The following is a 19,290-nucleotide window of genomic DNA, read 5'->3' as shown; positions in this document are numbered from 1 at the left end:
GCTCAAGGAAAAAAGAAATCAGGCACGACGGCGGGCGTGGTGTTCCATACGGTTTTGCAGGCGATAGAGGTAAGCAAATCCCTGCTCCCAACGCTGATGCCCGGACTTGACGTTGATGTGTCCGGCACCGGCGAGAATCCCCGCCTCGGCGCCCCAGTTGCGGGCCAGCTCAAGCGCTCGCGGCGCGCTGACGGCGGCATCGTTGTCGGAACTGACAACCTGGCTCGGGAACGGCAGCAGATCCGTCGGAATCGGTGCAAAGTTGCGCAGGGCTGGCGCGCAGGCCGGACGCTCGACATCCGCTGGCGCGACCAGCAAAGCGCCGCGGACCTGACGCAGGTATTGCAGCGGCGCCGTGGCGGCCCAATGAGCAACCGTGACGCAGCCGAGGCTATGGGCGATAAGAATGACCGGCGTGCTGTCGGCGGCAATCGCCTCGGCCAGCGCAGCGACCCAGTCTTCACGACGCGGCGTCAGCCAATCGGCCTGCTCGACCCGCGCACTGTTTGGCAGACTGTTCTGCCAGTGGGTTTGCCAATGATCTTCTGGCGATCCTTGCCAGCCCGGCACAATCAGGTAGCGGATTGATTCGTTGCGCATGGGGAGCTCTCCTGCGTCGTGTCTGTTCCTGATCGAGTATAGGGACGGGATTTATATTCGTTAAGGAATAAGAAGCTATTTGTTAATACCCGAAATGAATATAAATAGTTCTCTGTAGGAGCAGGGCCGTTCGGGATAAAAAAAGGGCCGCACCCTGCCAAGGAGACGGCCCCGGAAAAACGAAAATCCTGTTACCGCGCCGTGATCACCGACCATTTGGTAATCCCCGCCCGCTCGATCGAAGCCATGGCCTGCGCCACTTCGCCGTAGTTCACCCCGTCGTCAGCCTGCAGTTGCACGCGCACTTCCGGGTCTTTCGCCTTGGCCGACTTGAGCTTGAATTCCAGCAGGTCCGGCTGAATCCCATCCTTGTTGATAAACAGTTTGCCGACGTCGTCGATGCTCACCACCAGCGGCGTCACGTTGATCTCGCTCAGCACCTCGTCGCTGTCTTGCGTGGAGAAGGCCATATCAGGACGCCTCCTTCACTTTTGTCGCGTTGCCCGGCGCCGCTACCTTGTTTGCAGTCGGGTGGATCAGCACGCGGAACGAGTTCTTCTGTGCCAGGCTGTAGAAGTCATGGGCGAAGTCATCCAGATCCGCGGCGGTCAGTTTCAGACGCCGCAAAAAGTAGTTGTAAACCAGCGCCGCCGGAAAAAACCACCAGCAGCCAGATCACCGCGCTTTCGATGGATTCCAGTGGAGATGCCAGTGACGTCATGATGTGTTCCCTCGTGTAAACGTTTAGCGCGAAATAGGTTTCGGTTTAATGAATCTTGAAATCGATGGGCACGCTGACCCAGCCATCCTGGGCAACATCACCCTGCTTGGCCGGGACGAAGCTCCACTGCTTGGCCGCGCTCAGCGCTGCCGATCCGCCGTTTGTTGAACCCCCCACGACAGATCGATGGGTTAATCATTGGGTCTGACGCTTATCTCCGAAAGTAAATTTTCAGGCTATACATAGACCATTTGGAAATATGCGAACTGATCATTTTTCGCAACCCCATGCCAATCAAGGGCTGTAGCCGAACGGACAAAATTCGATGCTTTCAAGCATCAGAAATATTCGTACAAGGTATGGGTTCGTCTACATGCCCACTTACAACAATCACATTGCATGAGTTGTCACGAGCGCATTAGATCGCTATCGCGTTATCAATCGACTCAGGAAGAGTAAGCATGCAATCAAGCAAATGGACATTGATCTACATGGCGCTATTACTGGCGCCGCTATCGCTCGCCACTGCCAAGGACACGGCCCCGGTTGAGTTGGAAATCACCAATAAAACCGGTTTTCCGATTTATGTGTTTCAGGGAAAGTGGCGCGGTGTGGTTTTACCGGGTGAACACTTTCAGGCCAAAGATTACAAATCATCGGCGTTGACAGTCTCGACTTCGACGCCAGAGGCGGGATTCAAGTTTGTCACGCTCAGTCAGGCAAAGGGCTGTAAAGCACAAACGTGTATCTTGATCGACGGCAACTGAATGTTGCCGAAGGGAAATATCAGACACGTGCGCCGCCTATAAAAAAGCCGCCATACCCGATGAGGGTATGGCGACTCTTATTTACAGTGCTTATTGTTTGACGAACTCCCCGGCCAGCCCTACAACATCGCCATCAAAGTTATTACGTGAGCCAACCGCACGAACTTTCGAATAATTGTGGTCCGACGAGAACAATACCCAGGACTGATAACCCGTACTGTCATTGAGGGCCGTGAACGTGATGATCGTAGGCTGGCCGGTGCTGTTCTGGAAATGGTAATGCCCATAAGCGATGTCGTAGTTCACGCCGTTCTGGCTGAACTTGCCGCTGAAAGTGCCGTTGGAATCGTTGCCATCGGTAATCGTCAGTTTGGCGCCAGCGTTAGCGTTTACATAATTGCCGTTAATGTTCGACATAACGAGATTCCTTTATCGTTGGATAAGTGTCTTCCGATGAGAGCAAGTTTCCTCCTGGAAACTCACGACAGTCAGGATGGTTCGACATTCAAATATTGTCCATGCCTCAAACTAACGAAATTGCAATAACCACTGTTCCGGTTACTCATAAGTTATTGCCAATCCGTCGAGCATTAATTCCATTTCTACTAATAACTCACGTTGGTCTGCTGCACGCCGATGGCGGGCAACATGATGCAGCGCCTTGAACGATCCAGTCAGAAGTCATAACGACCGGTCACACCAAGGGTGCGCGGGGTGCCGATCAGCAGCGAGTCGGCGCCGGCGGTGGGCGCAGACCCCACCGCGAGGTTCACCCCAGCGAATTTTTCGCCGTGGGACAGGGTGGCGTAGCCGAGCAGATCATCGGTGATGCGATAGCTGAGGTTGAGCAACCCGGACGGGCTGGAGCTGTACTGATTGAGATCGCCGTGGGGAAAAGATGCGAGCAATCGCACCTACTCGGATCTTGCAACGTATCAACGCTCGCTGACCGAAATAATGCAGGCACCGTCTGTTCAAGTCGGTCGCATCGAATACGATTCCTGGGCTTACCTGGCACCGCTGCCACTACCCACCGATGCATCGCCCCACAGTCCTTAGATAAGCGAGCTGAACGATGCGTATCTGGACTTTGGTGGTGGCAAACCTCAATTGTTTTCATGCCCACGGACGCGCAAACACCGGTTTTCGTACCTTGGGAGTCACTCTCCGCTTGGGTGATTGAGGCGCAAGGAGCCACACAATGGCAGCTTTATGACCTGGCGTTGAGTCAGCCTGACAAGCTCAGCACGTTGATCGGTCACTGGCAGAAATATGTGGAGGAGACCGGGGGGATTCTCAGTGCTTCGCCGTTTCAGCCGGATTGAGGTTGCCTGACAAACCGCTTTCGCGAGCAGGCTCACTCCCACAGTTGGAATGCGCACCCCTGTAGGAGTGAGCCTGCTCGCGAAGAGGCCCTTTGCAACAACAGATCAAGCCCGGACTGTACGCACCTCTTCACTCACCCCTTCAGCCTGCCGAACAAAGCGGTTCGCCCGCCCGAACGTACCAAAATCGTTGAACCGCACGCCCATCTCGCGCATCACCTTGTGCGCCACCGGCACGGTCATCTGGCGAATGTAAAACGGCTCCTTCACCACAAAATGGTGAATCCCGTGACTGCTGCCAAAGTTGAAGCAGAACGCCTGCAACGGCCACAACCACCAAGGGTTCAGCACCTGACATTGCTGCAGCACATTGCCCGGCTCGACATCGCCGTAGTAGTGCATGTTCGAGCTGATGAAGTGCAGGCAAAAGGTGCGCAACACGTTCGGGCCGATGATCACCACGGCGGCGATATCGATCACCTGCATCACCGCTAGTGTGTTCGCCGACCACTCAATCGGCGCGCCCAGCAAATACGCGACGCCATTGGCCGCATGAAAACCGAGAAACACATACCACGCGCCCCAATGCACCAGCGCCAGCGGCGCGTAGACCTTCAGCGTGCGTTTGATGATGCTGAATTTATGCGCCCAGGTCCTGGCCCGCAGCATGCGGATGAATGCCGACATCACGTTGTCGCCGACCATCAGCAACCGCGCAAAGCCCCACGGCTCGCCGTTGGTGATCGCGCGCTCTTCCATGTCGGTTTCAGTGCCGGAGACCTTATGGTGATTGAGATGCAGATGGCGACGAATCCACGGATTGATCGTACTCGGCCGTGCCAGCCAGACCAGCCCCATCATCAGGTTGTGCGGCACGCGCTGTTTGCGAAAGTACATGCTGTGGATCAGGTCGTGCTCCAGCTCATGGGTCAGCGAAGCAAAAAACGCATTGAGCAGCACGCACACCCACCACGCCAGATGGCCGTTGATGTAGAGCGTCGCCGAGGCAATCATGCCGATCAGGGCAAAGGCCAGAATCCCGGCCCCAAGCGCATCCTGATGCTTGAGAATCGGGTAGCGCTCACGCAGTTCGACGCCTTTGGCCAGCACCACTTCGCGAATACGCGCTGATCGCTGGGCCGCATTGTGTCGCTGGGGACTTGCAGAAGTACCGTCCATGCTTCCATCCTCTGTTTATGGATGTTCGCATCGTGCCTCGTCAGGCCTTAAATCGCGGTAGCCGAGAACGCCAACCTGTTGACCGGAAGCGCCAATCAGCATGAAGGAACCGACCTCCCTCGCCAGTTGGACCCGTGCCTTGCGCAAGCAACTCGATGCGCTGGGGCTGGACAGCATTGCCCTGTGCCAACAGGCCGGGCTCGATCCGCAATGGATGGACGACCCCAACGCGCGCTATCCGCTGTCCGGCACCACGCGCCTGTGGGAGATTGCCGTGCAGGTCAGCGGCGATCCGGCGATTGGTTTGCGCGTATCGCGCTTTGTCAGCCCGACCACGTTCCATGCCCTCGGTTATGCGCTGGTCGCCAGCGGCAGTCTGCGCGAGGTCTTTGAGCGCATCGTGCGCTATCACCCGGTGGTCAGCGATGCCCTTGAGCTGGAGCTGAGTCGCAACGACGACCGCTATCAATTTCGTCTGAAGATTCCGTCAGGCAATCCGGCGCCAGCCTTCGAAGCCATCGATGCGTTCACCGCGATCTACGTGCGCACCTGCCGCAATCGCCTCGGTCGCGATTACGCGCCGCTGGCGGTTTATCTGCGCCGCCCGGAGCCGAGCGACGCGCATCAATGGCACAAAGTGTTCCGCGCCCCGGTGCATTTCGGCTGTGTCGAGGATCGCCTGGAATTCGCCCTCGCCGACTTCGACAGCCACCTCGACGATGCCAACCCGGAACTCGCCGAACACAACGAAGCCGTGCTCAAACGCACCATGGCTCAGCTTCAACCGCTGACCTGGGAGCGCAAGGTGCGCGATGCCATTGAAGAACAATTGCCGGAAGGTGAGCCAAGTGCCGAGCGGATTGCCCAGGCGTTGCACCTGAGTTTGCGTAGCTTGCAACGGCATCTGGCGGACGAGGGTTGTCGCTTTGATACGTTGCTCAACGAGAGTCGCGAGAATCTGGCGCTGCTGCATTTGCGCGACCCGCAGTGTTCGTTGAGCGAAGTGAGTTACTTGCTCGGCTTCGCCGATACCAGCAGCTTCAGCCGCGCGTTCAAGCGCTGGACGGGGCTGACGCCGGGGCAGTTTCGCGATGGCTTGCGCTGATTGATCCCAGGGTTGGGTCGTCAGCTCCCACGCCTTCGCGAGCAGGCTCGCTCCCACATGTGAAACGCATTCCAAATGTGGGAGCGAGCCTGCTCGCGAAGACGTCCTTCAATTCACCACAAAACCCAGCTCAAACACCGTACCCGCCGCATCACTGCTCACCTGCACCCGCCCCCCATGCAACTGCATGATCGACTGCACGATCGCCAACCCCAACCCACCCGAATCCCCCGGCTCCGCGCGCGAAGGATCGACACGGTAGAAACGGTCGAACAGTTTGCCCAGATGCTCCGACGCAATGGCCGGGCCATGGTTGTGCACCTGCAACCAGCACCAACCCGCCTCATCGCGGCGACGCAGGCTGATCACGGTTCCGGAGCCAGCGTGGCGCACAGCATTGGCCAGCAGATTGCCAAGCGCCCGCTGCAGCAACTGCTGATCGGCGAGCAGTTCGCCGTGCAGTTGATTGTCCAGCCGCAGATCGCGGTCTTCTGCCAGGGCTTCAAAGTAATCGCACAGCTCACTGCCAATACTGTGCAGATCGAGCGTTTGCCGATTGAGCGCGCGCTCGGCCTGCTCGGCACGGGCGAGGAACATCAGGTTCTGCGCCATGCGCTTGAGGCGCTCGAACTCTTCCATGTTCGAGGCCAGCACTTCCTGATATTCCGCCGTGCTGCGCGGATGATTCAGCGCCTGGCCGTTGCTCGCCAGCAACGTGTGCAACGGCGTGCGAATTTCGTGGGCAAGGTCAGCGGAAAACTGCGACAGGCGCTGCACGCTGTCGTCCAGCCGCGCCAGCATGCCGTTGAGCGCCTGCACCGGTTCGAGCAGTTCGGCGGGCGTGTCAGCGGCGGGCAAGCGTTGATGAAGGCTGCGCAGATCGATGCCGCGCACCGCTTCGCTCAGCTGGCGCAATGGTTGCAATCCCCGGCGCAGCAACAGCAAGCCCAAGGCAAAGGCGAGCAACGCACCGAGGCCGACCGCCAGATACAAACGCAAACGGTAACTGGCGAGCATCTGCTCGCGCTCGCTCAACACCTTGCCGGCGATGACCGTCAGCGGCTCACCGTTCGGCCCTTGTGCTTCACCGGATAGCAGCGCCAGTTCGGCACCGTCCGGCGCTTGCCAGGTCAGCACGTCGCGACGCTGCGGCGTTTGCTCGCGGGGGATTGCGCTCAGCGCCGGCAAATCGCGTTGACGCGGGTTGATGGCGATGACGCTGGAGCCATCGGCGCGGCGCACCAGCAGCAGGCTGTCGAGATTGCCAAGCATGTTCTGATACAGCCGTGGCCGCGCCTGCAAGGCGCCGAGGCTGTCGCTGTCGGCGAGCAAGGCGCGCACCTGCTCCAGTCGGCCGAGCAACGCGAGGTCGTCGCGCCAGGCGATTTCCGATGCCAGGGAGCGGTAGAGGAACACGCCAATCGCACTCAACACCAAGGCACAGACCAATGCGAACGCCAGCGCCAGGCGCCAGGCGATCGACCTAGCGCGCATCGTCGGGTGCTTCCAGCTGATAACCGACGCCGCGCACGGTGTGGATCAGCTTCGGCATGTACGGATCGTCGACCTTCGAACGCAGACGGCGCACCGCGACTTCGACCATGTTGGTGTCGCTGTCGAAATTCAGGTTCCACACTTGCGAGGCAATCAGCGTGCGCGACAGCACTTCGCCCTGGCGACTGGCGAGCAATTGCAGCAAGGCGAATTCCTTGTTGGTCAAAGCGATGCGCTGACCGCCCCGACTGACTCGACGGCGCAGCACATCGATTTCCAGGTCGGCGATGCTGTACGACTCGGCTTCGCGCATCGGCCCGCGCCGCAGCAGCGTGCGCACCCGCGCAAGCAGTTCGGCGAAGGCGAAGGGTTTGAGCAAGTAATCGTCGGCACCCAGTTCGAGGCCACGCACGCGGTCTTCAATGGCGTCCTTGGCGGTGAGAAACAGCACCGGCGTGGCGCCGCGCTGACGGATCAGTTGCAAGAGCTGCCAGCCATTGAGACCGGGGAGCATTACGTCGAGGATGATCAGGTCGTATTCCTGCTGCTCGATGAAGTAGCGCCCATCGAGACCATTGAGCGCCACGTCCACGGCAAAACCCGACTCGCCCAGGCCTTTGGCGAGGAAGTTCGCGGTTTTGGCTTCATCTTCTACGACCAGCAAACGCATGGCACACCTCGATTATTCAGACACACAGGCTAGGCGCCTTTGGCGGCGTTGCCCATTACAAACTTGTAATCAGACTGACGAGGTTCTGACGAAGACCGGCGATTAAGGTGACGGTCTTCGCTTTTGGAGCCTGTCCATGACCGTCAAATACCTTGCAGCCAGTCTTGCCATCGGCCTCAGTGCCAGCGTGTTCGCCGCCCCTGAACTGCCTCGCCACGCCGATCTCGATCTGAAAACCGCACGTCTGCTCGCCGACACAGCGTTGGTCAATTGCACCGGCACGGTGTCGGTGCTCGACCGTGGCGGCAATCTGCTGGTGACCTTGCGTGGCGATGGGGTCGGCCCGCACAACACCGCCGCCAGCCAACGCAAGGCGTACACCGCGCTATCAACCAAAACCGCCACACGGTTATTTGCCGAGCGGGCCCGAAGCCATCCGGAAACCGTCAACCTCAACACCCTCGACGAGCTGCTGCTGCTCGGTGGTGGCATTCCGCTGTTCCTCGGCTCTGAACTGGTCGGCGCCATGGGCGTTGCCGGCTCTGGCGGCGGTGAGCAAGACGAAAACTGTGCGATCAAGGCTGCCGGGGAAACCGGTCTGGCCACCACCCGTTCCCAATAAGGAGATGCATCCATGAAAACGTTGCGCATGACTTTCGCCGCGCTCGGCCTGAGCGCTTTCTCGAGTCTGGCTCTGGCGGCCGGCAACCCGTTGAGCGTTCACGTGCTCAATCTGGAAAACGGCCTGCCTTCGCCGGGCATCAACGTGACCCTGGAAAAACACGTCGGCCAGGACTGGCAGCCGCTGGCTCAGGGCACAACCAACGAACAGGGGCGCATCGCCGAACTGTTCCCGGCCAAACAGCCCTTCGAGGCGGGTGAGTACCGCGTGGTGTTCAAGACCGGCGAGTACTACAAAAAGATCAAGCACGACACGTTCTTCCCGGAGATTCCGGTGATCTTCGAAGTGAAGCAAACGGATCAGCATTACCACATCCCGCTGCTGCTGAGCCCGTATGGTTTCTCGACCTATCGCGGCTCGTAAGATCAACACAGATCAAAAATGTGGGAGCGGGCTTGCTCGCGAAGGCGGTGTGTCAGTCAACATTGAGGTTGAATGGTAAATCGCCTTCGCGAGCAAGCCCGCTCCCACATCGGTTTCAGGTGTTTTTTAGATCGTGGCGAGGACGCGCAGTCGCTCGGCATCGAGGATTTCAATCTCGCCATACCCGAGCCCGAGAATCCCCTGCCCCTGCAAATCCTTGAGGATCTGGTTAGTGGTCTGGCGCGACAACGACAGCATCGACGCCAACTGTTCCTGCGGCAGTTGCAGCACGCGGCGCGGCGCGTCGAGTTCGCCGTAGCCTTCGGCGATCATCAGCAAGCGGTGGGCCAGACGCGCCGGGGCTGGCAGCAGGCTCAGCTGTTCGAGGCTGATGAACATCAGGCGCAGTTTGTGGCTCATCAGCAGCGCCAGATGTCGCCAGAACACAGGGTTCTCATCGAGCAGCTTCAGCAACGCAGCCTGCGGAATATTCAGCAACGTACACGGCCCGACCGCATAGGCATCATGAGTACGCGGCTGGCCATCGAACAGGCAGATTTCGCCGAACCAGTGCGGCGCCTCCACCAGACTCAGCAACGCCTCCTTGCCCTGCTCGCTCACCGCGCCGATGCGCACGGTGCCGTCGAGCACCGCGTACAGGCCACACGGCGCATCACCGCGCTGGAACAGGCACTGACCTGCCGTCAGCCGCCGCTCCCGGGCCACCGCCAGCAGACTATCCTGAAAGGACGCCGGCAGATGACTGAACCATTGTCCGGTCATCAATCGCGAACGTATTTGCATAAACACTCCTGGATTGTCGCCTGCCTGACAGAGCGAACCCTGATCCCGAGGGATGATGCGATCAACCCTACCGGAGGAACAACAATGAAAAGCCTCGTCGACCACCTCAGTCAATACGCCGCCTACCACCGTGATCCGCGCAACATCGCCAGCCACTTTATTGGCATTCCGCTGATTGTGGTGGCCGTTGCAGTCTTGTTGTCGCGGCCGGAATGGTCGCTGGGTGGTTTGTGGATATCTCCAGCCGTTGTCGTGGCGCTGGCCTCGGCGTGGTTTTACCTGCGTCTGGAAGTGAAGCTTGGCGTGCTGATGACCGTGCTGATGGGCCTGTCAGTCTGGGCCGGGCATCTGCTGGCACAGCAAAGCACGACGGTCTGGTTGAGCAGCGGGCTGGGGATGTTTGTGATCGGCTGGGTGATCCAGTTTGTCGGGCATCACTACGAAGGGCGCAAACCGGCGTTTGTCGATGATGTTAGCGGGCTGATCGTCGGGCCGTTGTTTGTGGTGGCCGAAGTGGCATTCATGCTCGGGATGCGGCATGAGTTGAAAGAGCAGATCGAGGCGCGGGCGGGGGTGGTGCGAGTTAACCCGAATCGTGCGGCTGTCTAGACCGCATTCGCGAGCAGGCTCGCTCCCACAATGGAATGCGTTCCAAATGTGGGAGCGAGCTTGCTCCGGACGGCGATCCGACGAAGCTTTTGACTTTAGAGGTTGGCGACTTTCTGCCAGACCTTCGGCTTGAAGAACAGGGTTTCGCCCTTGGCCAGGCCGATCAGGCTGTCGTGGTCTTTCACCACTTCGGCTTCGATCAGATCCGTCTGCCCTTCCACTTTCAGCGTCACCCGCGTGGTCGCACCCAACGGGCGGATATCACGTACTTCAGCCGCGTGGTGATCCTCCAGCTCATGCCTGGACAACGATACTTCGTGCGGACGGAACAGCACGTGATTGTCGTCGCTCAACAGCAAGCGGTTCGAATCGCCTAGGAAGTGATAAACAAAATCGCTGGCCGGGTTTTCGTAGACGTCGCCCGGTGAGCCGATCTGCTCGATCACGCCCTTGTTCATCACCACGATACGGTCGGCGACTTCCATCGCTTCTTCCTGGTCGTGGGTCACGAACACCGACGTCAGGTTGATGTCTTCGTGCAGCCGCGCGAGCCAGCGGCGCAGCTCCTTACGCACCTTGGCGTCGAGTGCGCCGAACGGTTCGTCCAGCAGCAGCACTTTCGGCTCGACCGCCAAGGCACGGGCCAAGGCAATCCGCTGTCGCTGACCACCGGACAACTGCTCCGGGTAACGATCCGACAACCAGTCCAGCTGCACCATGTTCAGCAGTTCGTGAACCTTGGTCGCGATCTGGCTTTCGCTCGGGCGCTGGTTTTTCGGTTTCATGCGCAGGCCGAAGGCGACGTTGTCGAACACGGTCATGTGGCGGAACAGGGCGTAGTGCTGAAACACGAAACCGACGTTGCGATCACGCACGTCATGGCCGGAGACGTCTTCACCGTGGAACACGATGTTGCCCTGATCCGGGGTTTCCAGACCGGCGATAATCCGCAGCAGGGTGGTCTTGCCGCAGCCCGACGGGCCGAGCAGCGCCACCAGTTCACCGCTCTGGATGTCGAGGCTGATGTTGTCCAGCGCTTTGAACGCATTGAAATTCTTACTGACGTTACGCACTTCGATCGACATGAATTATTCCTCCGCGGCGCTGGCGCGCAGGCGGTTGATACGGTTTTCGCTCCACTGCTTGAGCAGCAGGATGAAGAGCGCCAGGATCAGCAACAGGCTCGCCACGGCGAACGCGGCCACGTGGTTGTATTCGTTGTAGAGGATCTCGACGTGCAGCGGCAAGGTGTTGGTCACCCCGCGAATGTGCCCGGAAACCACCGACACCGCGCCGAATTCACCCATGGCCCGTGCGGTACACAGCACCACGCCATAGATCAGGCCCCATTTGATGTTGGGCACCGTGACGTGCCAGAACATCTGCCAGCCGTTGGCGCCGAGCAGGCGTGCGGCTTCCTCTTCCTGCGTGCCTTGTTCCTGCATCAGCGGGATCAGCTCACGGGCCACGAACGGCACGGTGACGAAGATCGTCGCCAGCACGATGCCCGGCAAGGCGAAAACGATCTGGATGTCATGATCCTGCAACCACGGCCCGAACAGGCCTTGCGCGCCGAACATCAGCACGTAGACCAGACCGGCGATCACGGGCGATACCGAGAACGGCAGATCGATCAGCGTCACCAGCATGCTCTTGCCGCGGAACGAGTATTTACTCACGCACCAGGCGGCGCTGACGCCGAACACCAGGTTCAGCGGCACCGAAATCAGCACGGCGAACACGGTGAGTTTCAGTGCTGATAACGCATCCGGTTCAAAGATCGCGGTGAAGAACGCACCGAGGCCATTCTTCAAGCCTTGCGACACCACGATGAACAACGGCAGCAGCAAAAACAGGAAAAAGATCAGCCAGCCGAGGCCGATCAGGATTCTGCGCGAAGTGGCACTGCCACGGCGCGCTGCGTTGGCCGAAGAGGCGGCCGCAATAGACGATTGGGACATTGTTCGCGCCTCCTTATGGGGTTTCGATGCGCCGCTGCAGCAAGTTGATCAGCAGCAACAGGACGAAGGAAACCACCAGCATCAACACGCCGATAGCGGTGGCGCCGGTGTAGTCGTATTGGTCGAGTTTGACCATGATCAGCAGCGGCAGGATCTCGGTTTTCATCGGCATGTTGCCGGCGATGAAAATCACCGAACCGTACTCGCCGACGCCACGGGCGAACGCCAGGGCAAAACCGGTCAGCCAGGCGGGCAGCAGTGCCGGAACCAGAATGTGGCGGAACACCTGCCATGGTTTCGCACCGAGGCACGCCGCCGCTTCTTCGACTTCACGGGGAATATCGGCCAGTACCGGCTGCACCGTGCGCACCACGAACGGCAGGGTGACGAAGGTCAGCGCGAGGGTGATACCCAGTGGGGTGTAAGCGATTTTGAATCCGAGGTCTGCGGCGAATTGCCCGACCAGACCGGCCGGCGCGTACAGCGCAGTCAGCGCGATACCGGCCACAGCGGTCGGCAGGGCAAACGGCAGGTCGATCATCGCGTCGATCACCTTGCGTCCGGGGAAGGTGTAGCGCACCAGCACCCACGCCAGCAACGTGCCGATGATGCCGTTGATGATCGCCGCACACAGCGCGGTGCCGAAGCTCAGCTTCAAGGCGGCCAGCACCCGTGGCGCGGAGATGATCGTCCAGAACTGATCCCAGGTCAGTTGGGCGGCGTGGACGAACATCGCCGCCAGCGGGATAAGCACAATCAGGCTGAGGTACACCAAGGTGTAACCCAGCGTCAGCCCGAAGCCGGGTATGACGGGGGAGATACGACGCGACATAAAAGTCCTTGGTTAAAAAGCATTTCGCTGAACGCACCCATGTGGGAGCGGGCTTGCTCGCGAAGAGGGAGTATCAGCCAACTCTACGTCGTCTGACACCCCGCTTTCGCGAGCAAGCCCGCTCCCACACTGACTGCACCTGAGCATCAGGCTTGTGGTGTGGCTGAAGTCAGATTACTGCGCCTGATAAATCTGGTCGAACACGCCACCATCGTTGAAGAATTTCGGCTGCGCGGTTTTCCAGCCGCCGAAGTCTTTGTCGATGGTCACCAGCTCCAGCTTCGGAAACTGCTGGGCGTATTTGGCGGCCACATCCTTGTCACGCGGACGGTAGAAGTTCTTCGCAGCGATTTCCTGACCGGCCGGGCTGTACAAGTGCTTCAGGTAGGCTTCGGCGATCTGCCCGTTGCCCTTCTTTTCGGCATTCTTGTCGACCACGGCCACCGGAGGTTCGGCGAGGATCGACAGCGAAGGCACGACGATGTCGAACTTGTCGGCGCCGCCATCTTCTTTCAGCGCCAGGAACGCTTCGTTTTCCCAGGCCAGCAACACGTCGCCCTGACCGTTGTTGACGAAGGTGATGGTCGAACCGCGTGCACCGGTGTCGAGAATCGGCACGTGCTTGAACAGGGTCTGCACATATTCTTTGGCTTTCGCTTCGTCACCACCGTTGGCTTTCAGGCCATAGGCCCACGCGGCGAGGAAGTTCCAGCGTGCGCCGCCGGAGGTTTTCGGGTTCGGCGTGATCACCGAGACGTCGTTCTTGACCAGATCGCCCCAATCCTTAATGCCTTTCGGATTGCCTTTGCGCACCAGGAAGACGATGGTCGAGGTGTACGGCGTACTCGCTTGCGGCAGACGCTTCTGCCAGTCGGCGGGCAGGGTCTTGCCAAGCCTGGCGATTTCGTCGATATCGCCGGCCAGTGCCAGCGTCACGACGTCGGCACGCAGACCGTCGATGACCGCACGACCCTGTTTGCCCGAACCACCATGGGATTGCTGGATTTTCACGGTGTCGCCAGCGTGATCTTTCTGCCAGAACTTGATGAATTCAGCGTTGTATTCCTGATACAGCTCGCGCGTCGGGTCATACGACACGTTGAGCAGCTCGTAATCCTTGGCAACCGCGGAACCGGCAAACACAGCACTGGCCAGGGCGGCCAAAGCGTAACGGCGAATCGACGACATGGTGAAAGCTCCTGGAATTCTGGTGGTGGCTTTTTCTTATGAGTATCTGGAATCGGGTGGCCTGTTGAAGATCGCGGTCTGCGCCAGCGCGTGCATCAATCCCCCGCCGGAGCTGGCACGGGCCGCAATCTTTCAGCCCGGTTGTTTGCCTGGCTGCTGCAAACGGAATTTTTCTTTGCGTTCGATCTGCACGACTTGCGCGTTGTGCACGGTGATCTCCACCGCACCAAACCGCAGATCGCGCAGGGCACTCTGGATTTCACGCAAGATGGTGGCTTCGTCCTGACCGTCAACGCTGCGAAGGGATGCGCTCATGGTGCTGCTCCTTTGAATGGGATTGCCTGGCAGTGGGCGGCACTGCGTTCGGCGTAGGAGCAATATAAGAGAGGCACAGATATTCTTAAAAAGACTATTTAAGAATTTTTATATAACCAAAAAAACATTATGTGACAGGGCAAGGGTTTGCGCGCTGGTGAAGCAACAAGATCGCAGCCTTCAGCAGCTTTTACACCCATCCCCGTGGGAGGTGCCGCAGGCTGCGACCTTTTGGTCGTTAAGCCATCGATGGCGCGCGCGTCCAGTCAATTTCTGCCGCCGGCCCCGGTCGCCCAAACCAGTAGCCCTGCCCCAGATCGCATTCCTGCCCCAACAGAAACACCGCCTGCTCAACCTGCTCGATCCCCTCGGCATGCACCTGCATGCCCATGCTGCGCGCCAGCGCGACAATCACCCGGACAATCGCCGCGTCGTCCTCATCCCACGGCAGCCCGGCGACGAAACCCTGATCGATCTTCAGCTTCTGCACCGGCAAGCGCTTGAGTCTCAGCAGCGACGAGTAGCCGGTGCCGAAATCGTCAATGGCCAGGCGAACGCCCAACTCGCGCAGGCGATGCATCTGTTCCAGCGCCACTTCCGGGTCATCCATCACCGCACTTTCGGTGACTTCCAGCTCCAGATAAGCCGGATTCAGCCCGGTGTCATGCAGCACCTGCGCGACTTGCTGGTACAGCTCACGCCGGGCGAACAGACGCGACGAGACATTCACCGCGACGAACGACAGCGCAATGCCCGCCTGCTGCCATTGGCACATTTGCCGACAAGCCTGCTGCATGACCCAGGCATCGATTTCGGCGATCAGCCCGGTGCGTTCGGCAATCGGGATGAACTCGGCTGGCGAGACCAGGCCACGCTGCGGATGCTGCCAGCGCACCAACGCCTCGAGACCGATCAGGCGACTGGTTTTCAAGTCATGCACCGGTTGGTAATAGACCCGCAGTTCCTGCTGCTCCAGCGCGCGGCGCAGTTCGAAAGCGATTTCCACGCGTTGTTGAGCGTGAGCAGTGAGTTCCTCGGTGTACAGGGCATAATCGTTGCGCCCGCTGCTCTTGGCCTTGAACAAGGCGGCACCGGCATTGCGCAACAGTTGCTCGGCGCTCAATGCATCACTGGGGAACAGACTGATGCCGATGCTGGCGTTGATAAACAGTTCATGGCTTTCGATGCGAAACGGCTCCTTGAGCGCATCGAGAATGCGCTGGGCCAGCGCCGCGGCCTGAACCAGCTGTGGACAACTTTCCGCCAGCACCGCGAACTCGTCGCCGCCGAGGCGCGCCAGGGTCACGCCGGGGCCAGACAGTTCCTGCAGGCGCGCCGCTACCGCCTTGAGCAAGCGGTCGCCAACGTTATGCCCAAGGCTGTCGTTGATCATTTTGAAGTGATCGAGATCGAGCATCAGCAAGGCACAGCCGCGCTTGTGGATCTGCGCCGACGCCAACGCCTGCTCGGCGCGGTCGCTGAACAGCAGGCGATTGGGCAGATCGGTGAGCGGATCGTGGTGCGCCAGGTGCTTTAATTCGTGTTCGGAATCCTTGATCGCACTGATGTCGGAGAACACCGCGACGTAATGGCTGAGCCGCCCCTGATCATCGTGAATGACGCGGATGGTTTGCCACTGTGGATAAATCTCGCCGCTTTTACGGCGGTTCCAGATTTCCCCGCTCCACTCGCCATGCGACTCCAGTGTGGCGAACATGGCCTGATAGAAACCCGGCGGATGGTGCCCGGATTTGAACAGGCTCGGTTGCTGACCGAGCACCTCTTCACGCTGATAGCCGGTGATCGCCATGAAAGCGCGATTGACGTGCACGATCAGGCCCTGATGATTGGTCACCAGCACGCCTTCGCGGGTGCAATCGAACACCGCCGCGGCCTGACGCAAGCGCTCGCGATCCGCGTGACGCTCGCGCAACCGTGCGCCAATGCCGAGAAATCCGCACAAGCGCGCCCGCGCCAGGAAGATCAGCCCGGCGCTGAGCGCGGCAAAGATGTAACCGTTGATCAGTTGCCACCGGGCAAGATCGACGGATTTATCGAAGAAATTGTTTAATAAATGATCAGTACCCAACAGCCAGACGGCGGCAAGCACGAGATAGAGCAATGCTGCACGCATGGCATCGCGGTAAGTGGCAGACATTCGGCCGTCCATGTCCCTGCAAAAAGTTGGGAATTATAGGTCAAGAAACATCCAGCGACTCTTATCTGAAAGGGCGACTGGTTTTATCTGTGTGCTTGGTGATAATGCAACGGCTGTTTTTATCTTTATCGAGGGCCCTATAGCCTATGTGGTACGAAGGTTTTCTTGGCTTGTCGGCCTGGTCTCTGGTCGCAGTCACCCTGCTGATGACCCACGTGACGATTGTTGCCGTCACGGTCTATCTGCACCGCTACTCGGCCCATCGCTCCCTTGAGCTGAATGCCGGCCTGAAGCATTTCTTCCGTTTCTGGCTGTGGCTGACCACCGCGCAGAACACCCGCGAGTGGACCGCCATCCACCGTAAACACCATGCCAAATGCGAAACCGAGGATGACCCGCACAGCCCGGTCATCAAGGGTTTGTCGACGGTGTTGCGTACCGGCGCCGAGCTGTACCGCGCTGAAGCGCAGAATCCGGAAACCCTGCGCATCTACGGCAAGAACTGCCCGGAAGACTGGATCGAGCGCAACGTCTACAGCCGCTATCCTTTGCTGGGTGTGGCGATCATGGGTGTCATCGACCTGCTGCTGTTCGGCACCATCGGCATCACCATCTGGGCGATCCAGATGATGTGGATTCCAGTGTGGGCCGCCGGCGTGATCAACGGTCTCGGCCATGCCGTCGGCTACCGTAACTTCGAATGCCGCGATGCGGCGACCAATCTGGTGCCATGGGGCATCCTGATCGGCGGCGAAGAGCTGCATAACAACCATCACACCTACCCTAACTCGGCCAAGCTGTCGGTGAAGAAGTGGGAGTTCGATCTGGGCTGGGCATGGATCAAGGTCTTCAGTTTCCTGCATCTGGCCAAGGTTCAGCGGGTCGCGCCAATTGCCCACCGCGTCGAAGGCAAGGGCAGCCTGGATATGGACACCGCGATGGCAATCCTCAACAACCGCTTCCAGATCATGGCCCAGTACCGCAAGCTCGTGATCGGGCCGCTGGTCAAGCAGGAACTGGCCAAGGTCGATCATTCGGTACGGCACCAGTTCCACCGCGCCAAGCGTCTGTTGTCGCGCGAAACCAGCCTGCTGGAGGATCGTCACCACCTGCGCATCCAGACCATGCTCGAGCACAGTCAGTCGTTGAAGGTAATTTACGAAAAACGCCTGGCCTTGCAGCAGATCTGGGTCAAGACCAGCGCAAATGGCCACGACATGCTCGCCGCCATCAAGGAGTGGATTCATGAAGCAGAGGCCAGCGGCATCCAGTCCCTGCGTGAGTTCGCCGACCAGTTGAAAACCTACTCGCTGCGTCCAGCAGCGGCCTGAAGCCATTGATCGGTGCGCCCGCCACCCGGGCGCACCCTTTGGAACTTCCCCTCCAATCCCCTATCTCAATGACACTTCGCCACCTCCGGCGGGTTGTACCGTGGCCGTTGTCGACTTCCGGCACGCCTTTTGAGATTGGTGCCGATGGTCAATAACAACCAACAAGACTCATCCTTGCCGCAGTGGCCTGAAGCCGCACAAACCCTTATGGCATTGATGCACGCCCAAGGCGAAGTCGCTCGTCTGAGCGAACGCGAGCAGCTGTTCAGCTCTTTGCTGGTCAGCGTCAACGCCGTGCTCTGGGCCTTCAACTGGGAAACCCGGCAGGTGCTTTACGTCAGCCCCGCCTATGAACGGATTTTCGGCCGATCCGCAGCGCTTCTGCTGGCCGACTACAACCAGTGGCGCGACAGCATCTACCCCGACGATCTGGACTACGCCGAACGCAGCCTCGCCGAAGTGCTGCACAAGGGCGCGGTGGAAGATCGCGAGTATCGGATCATCGCCGCTGATGGCCAGGTGCGCTGGCTCAGCGACAAGTGCTTCATCAACCGTCAGGACGAACCCGGGCAACCGGTGATCATCGTCGGTATCGCCGAGGACATCACCGACAAGAAGCAAATGGAAACCGAGTTGCATCGTCTGGCGACGACCGACGTACTGACGCAAAGCAGCAACCGCCGCCATTTCTTCGAATGTGCCCAGCATGAGTTCGAAAAGGCTCGCCTGCAAGGCTCACCGCTGGCGTTTCTTCTGCTGGATATCGATGACTTCAAGGTAATCAACGACAGCTACGGACACCCGGAAGGCGACAACGTGCTACAGCGGATTGCCGAGTGCGGGCGTGGGTCGTTGCGTCGGGGGGATCTGTTCGGGCGAATAGGCGGTGAAGAGTTTGCTGCGGTGTTTCCAGGATGTGCGCCCGACATGGCCATGCAAGTGGCTGAACGACTGCAGCAGGAAATTCAGCGGTTGCGTTTCAGCCATGATGGCCGGACATTCGGCATCACCGTCAGTCAGGGCCTGACCGGCCTCACCGAAGAAGACGAAAGCCTCGACAGCCTGTTCGCCCGCGCAGATGGTGCAATGTATGAGGCCAAGCGACAGGGCAAGAACCGCATCATCTCTGCCTGACCCCGCCCCTCGCTTCAACACAATCCCACTGTGGGAGCGAGCAGGCTCGCTC

The 19,290-nt window shown here is 59.4% G+C and carries 21 protein-coding genes and 2 pseudogenes; 7 read left to right on the top strand and 16 right to left on the bottom strand.

Going from position 1 to position 19,290, the window contains the following annotated elements:
- Window positions 1-18 precede the first annotated feature (18 nt).
- The 4 genes and pseudogenes from AACY19_RS03595 to AACY19_RS03580 form a co-directional block, all read right to left on the bottom strand.
- A complete protein-coding gene (locus AACY19_RS03595) occupies window positions 19-600 on the bottom strand; it encodes an alpha/beta hydrolase (RefSeq protein WP_277760130.1) in 582 nt (193 codons plus the stop codon).
- A 191-nt stretch (window positions 601-791) separates the two neighbouring features.
- Window positions 792-1,070 (bottom strand): ExbD/TolR family protein, encoded by a 279-nt coding sequence (locus tag AACY19_RS03590; RefSeq protein WP_339448008.1) that lies wholly within the window; start codon window positions 1,068-1,070, stop codon window positions 792-794.
- Between the two features lies 1 nt (window position 1,071).
- Window positions 1,072-1,254 (bottom strand): annotated as a pseudogene (locus tag AACY19_RS03585) (MotA/TolQ/ExbB proton channel family protein); the annotation flags it as partial.
- Between the two features lie 112 nt (window positions 1,255-1,366).
- A complete protein-coding gene (locus tag AACY19_RS03580; RefSeq protein WP_445262284.1) occupies window positions 1,367-1,498 on the bottom strand; it encodes an energy transducer TonB family protein in 132 nt (43 codons plus the stop codon).
- Between the two features lie 284 nt (window positions 1,499-1,782).
- On the opposite strand from AACY19_RS03580, the gene AACY19_RS03575 reads away from it, so the two are divergent.
- Complete coding sequence (locus tag AACY19_RS03575) at window positions 1,783-2,088, top strand: hypothetical protein (protein WP_339448006.1); 306 nt, start codon at window positions 1,783-1,785, stop codon at window positions 2,086-2,088.
- 90 nt (window positions 2,089-2,178) lie between these two features.
- Here AACY19_RS03575 and AACY19_RS03570 read toward each other — a convergent pair whose 3' ends face one another.
- The 3 genes and pseudogenes from AACY19_RS03570 to AACY19_RS03560 all read right to left on the bottom strand — a co-directional run bounded on the left by AACY19_RS03570 (window position 2,179) and on the right by AACY19_RS03560 (window position 4,592).
- Window positions 2,179-2,505 carry a hypothetical protein gene (locus AACY19_RS03570; protein ID WP_339448004.1) on the bottom strand — a complete coding sequence of 109 codons (327 nt, stop codon included), beginning with the start codon at window positions 2,503-2,505 and terminating at the stop codon, window positions 2,179-2,181.
- A 290-nt stretch (window positions 2,506-2,795) separates the two neighbouring features.
- Window positions 2,796-2,987: pseudogene (locus AACY19_RS03565) on the bottom strand (hypothetical protein); the annotation flags it as partial.
- A 531-nt stretch (window positions 2,988-3,518) separates the two neighbouring features.
- Entirely contained in the window at window positions 3,519-4,592 is a 1,074-nt protein-coding gene (locus tag AACY19_RS03560) for a fatty acid desaturase (protein WP_339448002.1), read from the bottom strand.
- 100 nt (window positions 4,593-4,692) lie between these two features.
- On the opposite strand from AACY19_RS03560, the gene AACY19_RS03555 reads away from it, so the two are divergent.
- Window positions 4,693-5,697, top strand: coding sequence for an AraC family transcriptional regulator (locus tag AACY19_RS03555; RefSeq protein ID WP_339448000.1), 1,005 nt, complete (start codon window positions 4,693-4,695; stop codon window positions 5,695-5,697).
- Between the two features lie 108 nt (window positions 5,698-5,805).
- Here the strand turns inward: AACY19_RS03555 and AACY19_RS03550 are convergent, their stop codons facing one another.
- Window positions 5,806-7,191 (bottom strand): heavy metal sensor histidine kinase, encoded by a 1,386-nt coding sequence (locus tag AACY19_RS03550; RefSeq protein ID WP_339447998.1) that lies wholly within the window; start codon window positions 7,189-7,191, stop codon window positions 5,806-5,808.
- Window positions 7,181-7,861, bottom strand: a complete 681-nt coding sequence (locus AACY19_RS03545) for a heavy metal response regulator transcription factor (RefSeq protein ID WP_339447996.1) — start codon at window positions 7,859-7,861, stop codon at window positions 7,181-7,183. The genes AACY19_RS03550 and AACY19_RS03545 overlap by 11 nt, the downstream gene beginning before the upstream one ends.
- Window positions 7,862-7,997: 136 nt before the next feature.
- Between AACY19_RS03545 and AACY19_RS03540 the strand changes: the two genes are divergently transcribed.
- Both AACY19_RS03540 and uraH read left to right on the top strand, forming a co-directional pair.
- Window positions 7,998-8,483 carry a GlcG/HbpS family heme-binding protein gene (locus tag AACY19_RS03540; protein WP_339447994.1) on the top strand — a complete coding sequence of 162 codons (486 nt, stop codon included), beginning with the start codon at window positions 7,998-8,000 and terminating at the stop codon, window positions 8,481-8,483.
- Window positions 8,484-8,495: 12 nt separating this feature from the next.
- Complete coding sequence (uraH, locus tag AACY19_RS03535; RefSeq protein ID WP_339447992.1) at window positions 8,496-8,906, top strand: hydroxyisourate hydrolase; 411 nt, start codon at window positions 8,496-8,498, stop codon at window positions 8,904-8,906.
- Window positions 8,907-9,032: 126 nt separating this feature from the next.
- On the opposite strand, the gene AACY19_RS03530 is transcribed toward uraH, so the two are convergent.
- Entirely contained in the window at window positions 9,033-9,710 is a 678-nt protein-coding gene (locus AACY19_RS03530; RefSeq protein ID WP_339447990.1) for a Crp/Fnr family transcriptional regulator, read from the bottom strand.
- Window positions 9,711-9,794: 84 nt separating this feature from the next.
- Here AACY19_RS03530 and AACY19_RS03525 point away from each other — a divergent pair, with 84 nt between their 5' ends.
- Window positions 9,795-10,319 carry an Mpo1 family 2-hydroxy fatty acid dioxygenase gene (locus AACY19_RS03525; RefSeq protein ID WP_339447988.1) on the top strand — a complete coding sequence of 175 codons (525 nt, stop codon included), beginning with the start codon at window positions 9,795-9,797 and terminating at the stop codon, window positions 10,317-10,319.
- 95 nt (window positions 10,320-10,414) lie between these two features.
- Here the strand turns inward: AACY19_RS03525 and AACY19_RS03520 are convergent, their stop codons facing one another.
- The 6 genes from AACY19_RS03520 to dibA all read right to left on the bottom strand — a co-directional run bounded on the left by AACY19_RS03520 (window position 10,415) and on the right by dibA (window position 16,773).
- Window positions 10,415-11,404, bottom strand: coding sequence for a sulfate/molybdate ABC transporter ATP-binding protein (locus AACY19_RS03520; RefSeq protein WP_339447986.1), 990 nt, complete (start codon window positions 11,402-11,404; stop codon window positions 10,415-10,417).
- A gap of 3 nt (window positions 11,405-11,407) precedes the next feature.
- Window positions 11,408-12,280: a sulfate ABC transporter permease subunit CysW gene (gene cysW / locus AACY19_RS03515; RefSeq protein ID WP_007917679.1), complete on the bottom strand. Its 873-nt coding sequence runs from the start codon at window positions 12,278-12,280 to the stop codon at window positions 11,408-11,410.
- Window positions 12,281-12,293: 13 nt separating this feature from the next.
- Window positions 12,294-13,112, bottom strand: coding sequence for a sulfate ABC transporter permease subunit CysT (gene cysT / locus AACY19_RS03510; RefSeq protein ID WP_007917680.1), 819 nt, complete (start codon window positions 13,110-13,112; stop codon window positions 12,294-12,296).
- Window positions 13,113-13,286: 174 nt separating this feature from the next.
- The gene (locus tag AACY19_RS03505; RefSeq protein WP_339447984.1) at window positions 13,287-14,300 is read right to left on the bottom strand and encodes a sulfate ABC transporter substrate-binding protein; all 1,014 of its coding nucleotides are present in this window, start codon (window positions 14,298-14,300) and stop codon (window positions 13,287-13,289) included.
- Between the two features lie 132 nt (window positions 14,301-14,432).
- Window positions 14,433-14,615: a sulfur starvation response protein OscA gene (gene oscA / locus AACY19_RS03500; protein WP_041477433.1), complete on the bottom strand. Its 183-nt coding sequence runs from the start codon at window positions 14,613-14,615 to the stop codon at window positions 14,433-14,435.
- A gap of 238 nt (window positions 14,616-14,853) precedes the next feature.
- Entirely contained in the window at window positions 14,854-16,773 is a 1,920-nt protein-coding gene (gene dibA / locus AACY19_RS03495) for a phosphodiesterase DibA (protein WP_339447982.1), read from the bottom strand.
- A 146-nt stretch (window positions 16,774-16,919) separates the two neighbouring features.
- Here dibA and desA point away from each other — a divergent pair, with 146 nt between their 5' ends.
- Window positions 16,920-18,104: a delta-9 fatty acid desaturase DesA gene (desA, locus tag AACY19_RS03490; RefSeq protein ID WP_339447980.1), complete on the top strand. Its 1,185-nt coding sequence runs from the start codon at window positions 16,920-16,922 to the stop codon at window positions 18,102-18,104.
- 144 nt (window positions 18,105-18,248) lie between these two features.
- Window positions 18,249-19,238 carry a GGDEF domain-containing protein gene (locus AACY19_RS03485; RefSeq protein WP_339447978.1) on the top strand — a complete coding sequence of 330 codons (990 nt, stop codon included), beginning with the start codon at window positions 18,249-18,251 and terminating at the stop codon, window positions 19,236-19,238.
- The last annotated feature ends 52 nt before the right edge of the window (window positions 19,239-19,290 follow it).

Origin of the sequence: Pseudomonas sp. EA_5y_Pfl2_R50, assembly GCF_963970475.1 — a bacterium.
GTDB lineage: Bacteria > Pseudomonadota > Gammaproteobacteria > Pseudomonadales > Pseudomonadaceae > Aquipseudomonas.
This window is presented reverse-complemented; position numbering and strand designations above follow the sequence as displayed.

Coding starts and splice junctions, on each gene's coding strand:
- AACY19_RS03595 (WP_277760130.1), bottom strand. CDS start 600: ATGCGCAACGAATCAATCCGCTACCTGATTGTGCCGGGCTGGCAAGGA.
- AACY19_RS03590 (WP_339448008.1), bottom strand. CDS start 1,070: ATGGCCTTCTCCACGCAAGACAGCGACGAGGTGCTGAGCGAGATCAAC.
- AACY19_RS03575 (WP_339448006.1), top strand. CDS start 1,783: ATGCAATCAAGCAAATGGACATTGATCTACATGGCGCTATTACTGGCG.
- AACY19_RS03570 (WP_339448004.1), bottom strand. CDS start 2,505: ATGTCGAACATTAACGGCAATTATGTAAACGCTAACGCTGGCGCCAAA.
- AACY19_RS03560 (WP_339448002.1), bottom strand. CDS start 4,592: ATGGACGGTACTTCTGCAAGTCCCCAGCGACACAATGCGGCCCAGCGA.
- AACY19_RS03555 (WP_339448000.1), top strand. CDS start 4,693: ATGAAGGAACCGACCTCCCTCGCCAGTTGGACCCGTGCCTTGCGCAAG.
- AACY19_RS03550 (WP_339447998.1), bottom strand. CDS start 7,191: ATGCGCGCTAGGTCGATCGCCTGGCGCCTGGCGCTGGCGTTCGCATTG.
- AACY19_RS03545 (WP_339447996.1), bottom strand. CDS start 7,861: ATGCGTTTGCTGGTCGTAGAAGATGAAGCCAAAACCGCGAACTTCCTC.
- AACY19_RS03540 (WP_339447994.1), top strand. CDS start 7,998: ATGACCGTCAAATACCTTGCAGCCAGTCTTGCCATCGGCCTCAGTGCC.
- uraH (WP_339447992.1), top strand. CDS start 8,496: ATGAAAACGTTGCGCATGACTTTCGCCGCGCTCGGCCTGAGCGCTTTC.
- AACY19_RS03530 (WP_339447990.1), bottom strand. CDS start 9,710: ATGCAAATACGTTCGCGATTGATGACCGGACAATGGTTCAGTCATCTG.
- AACY19_RS03525 (WP_339447988.1), top strand. CDS start 9,795: ATGAAAAGCCTCGTCGACCACCTCAGTCAATACGCCGCCTACCACCGT.
- AACY19_RS03520 (WP_339447986.1), bottom strand. CDS start 11,404: ATGTCGATCGAAGTGCGTAACGTCAGTAAGAATTTCAATGCGTTCAAA.
- cysW (WP_007917679.1), bottom strand. CDS start 12,280: ATGTCCCAATCGTCTATTGCGGCCGCCTCTTCGGCCAACGCAGCGCGC.
- cysT (WP_007917680.1), bottom strand. CDS start 13,112: ATGTCGCGTCGTATCTCCCCCGTCATACCCGGCTTCGGGCTGACGCTG.
- AACY19_RS03505 (WP_339447984.1), bottom strand. CDS start 14,300: ATGTCGTCGATTCGCCGTTACGCTTTGGCCGCCCTGGCCAGTGCTGTG.
- oscA (WP_041477433.1), bottom strand. CDS start 14,615: ATGAGCGCATCCCTTCGCAGCGTTGACGGTCAGGACGAAGCCACCATC.
- dibA (WP_339447982.1), bottom strand. CDS start 16,773: ATGTCTGCCACTTACCGCGATGCCATGCGTGCAGCATTGCTCTATCTC.
- desA (WP_339447980.1), top strand. CDS start 16,920: ATGTGGTACGAAGGTTTTCTTGGCTTGTCGGCCTGGTCTCTGGTCGCA.
- AACY19_RS03485 (WP_339447978.1), top strand. CDS start 18,249: ATGGTCAATAACAACCAACAAGACTCATCCTTGCCGCAGTGGCCTGAA.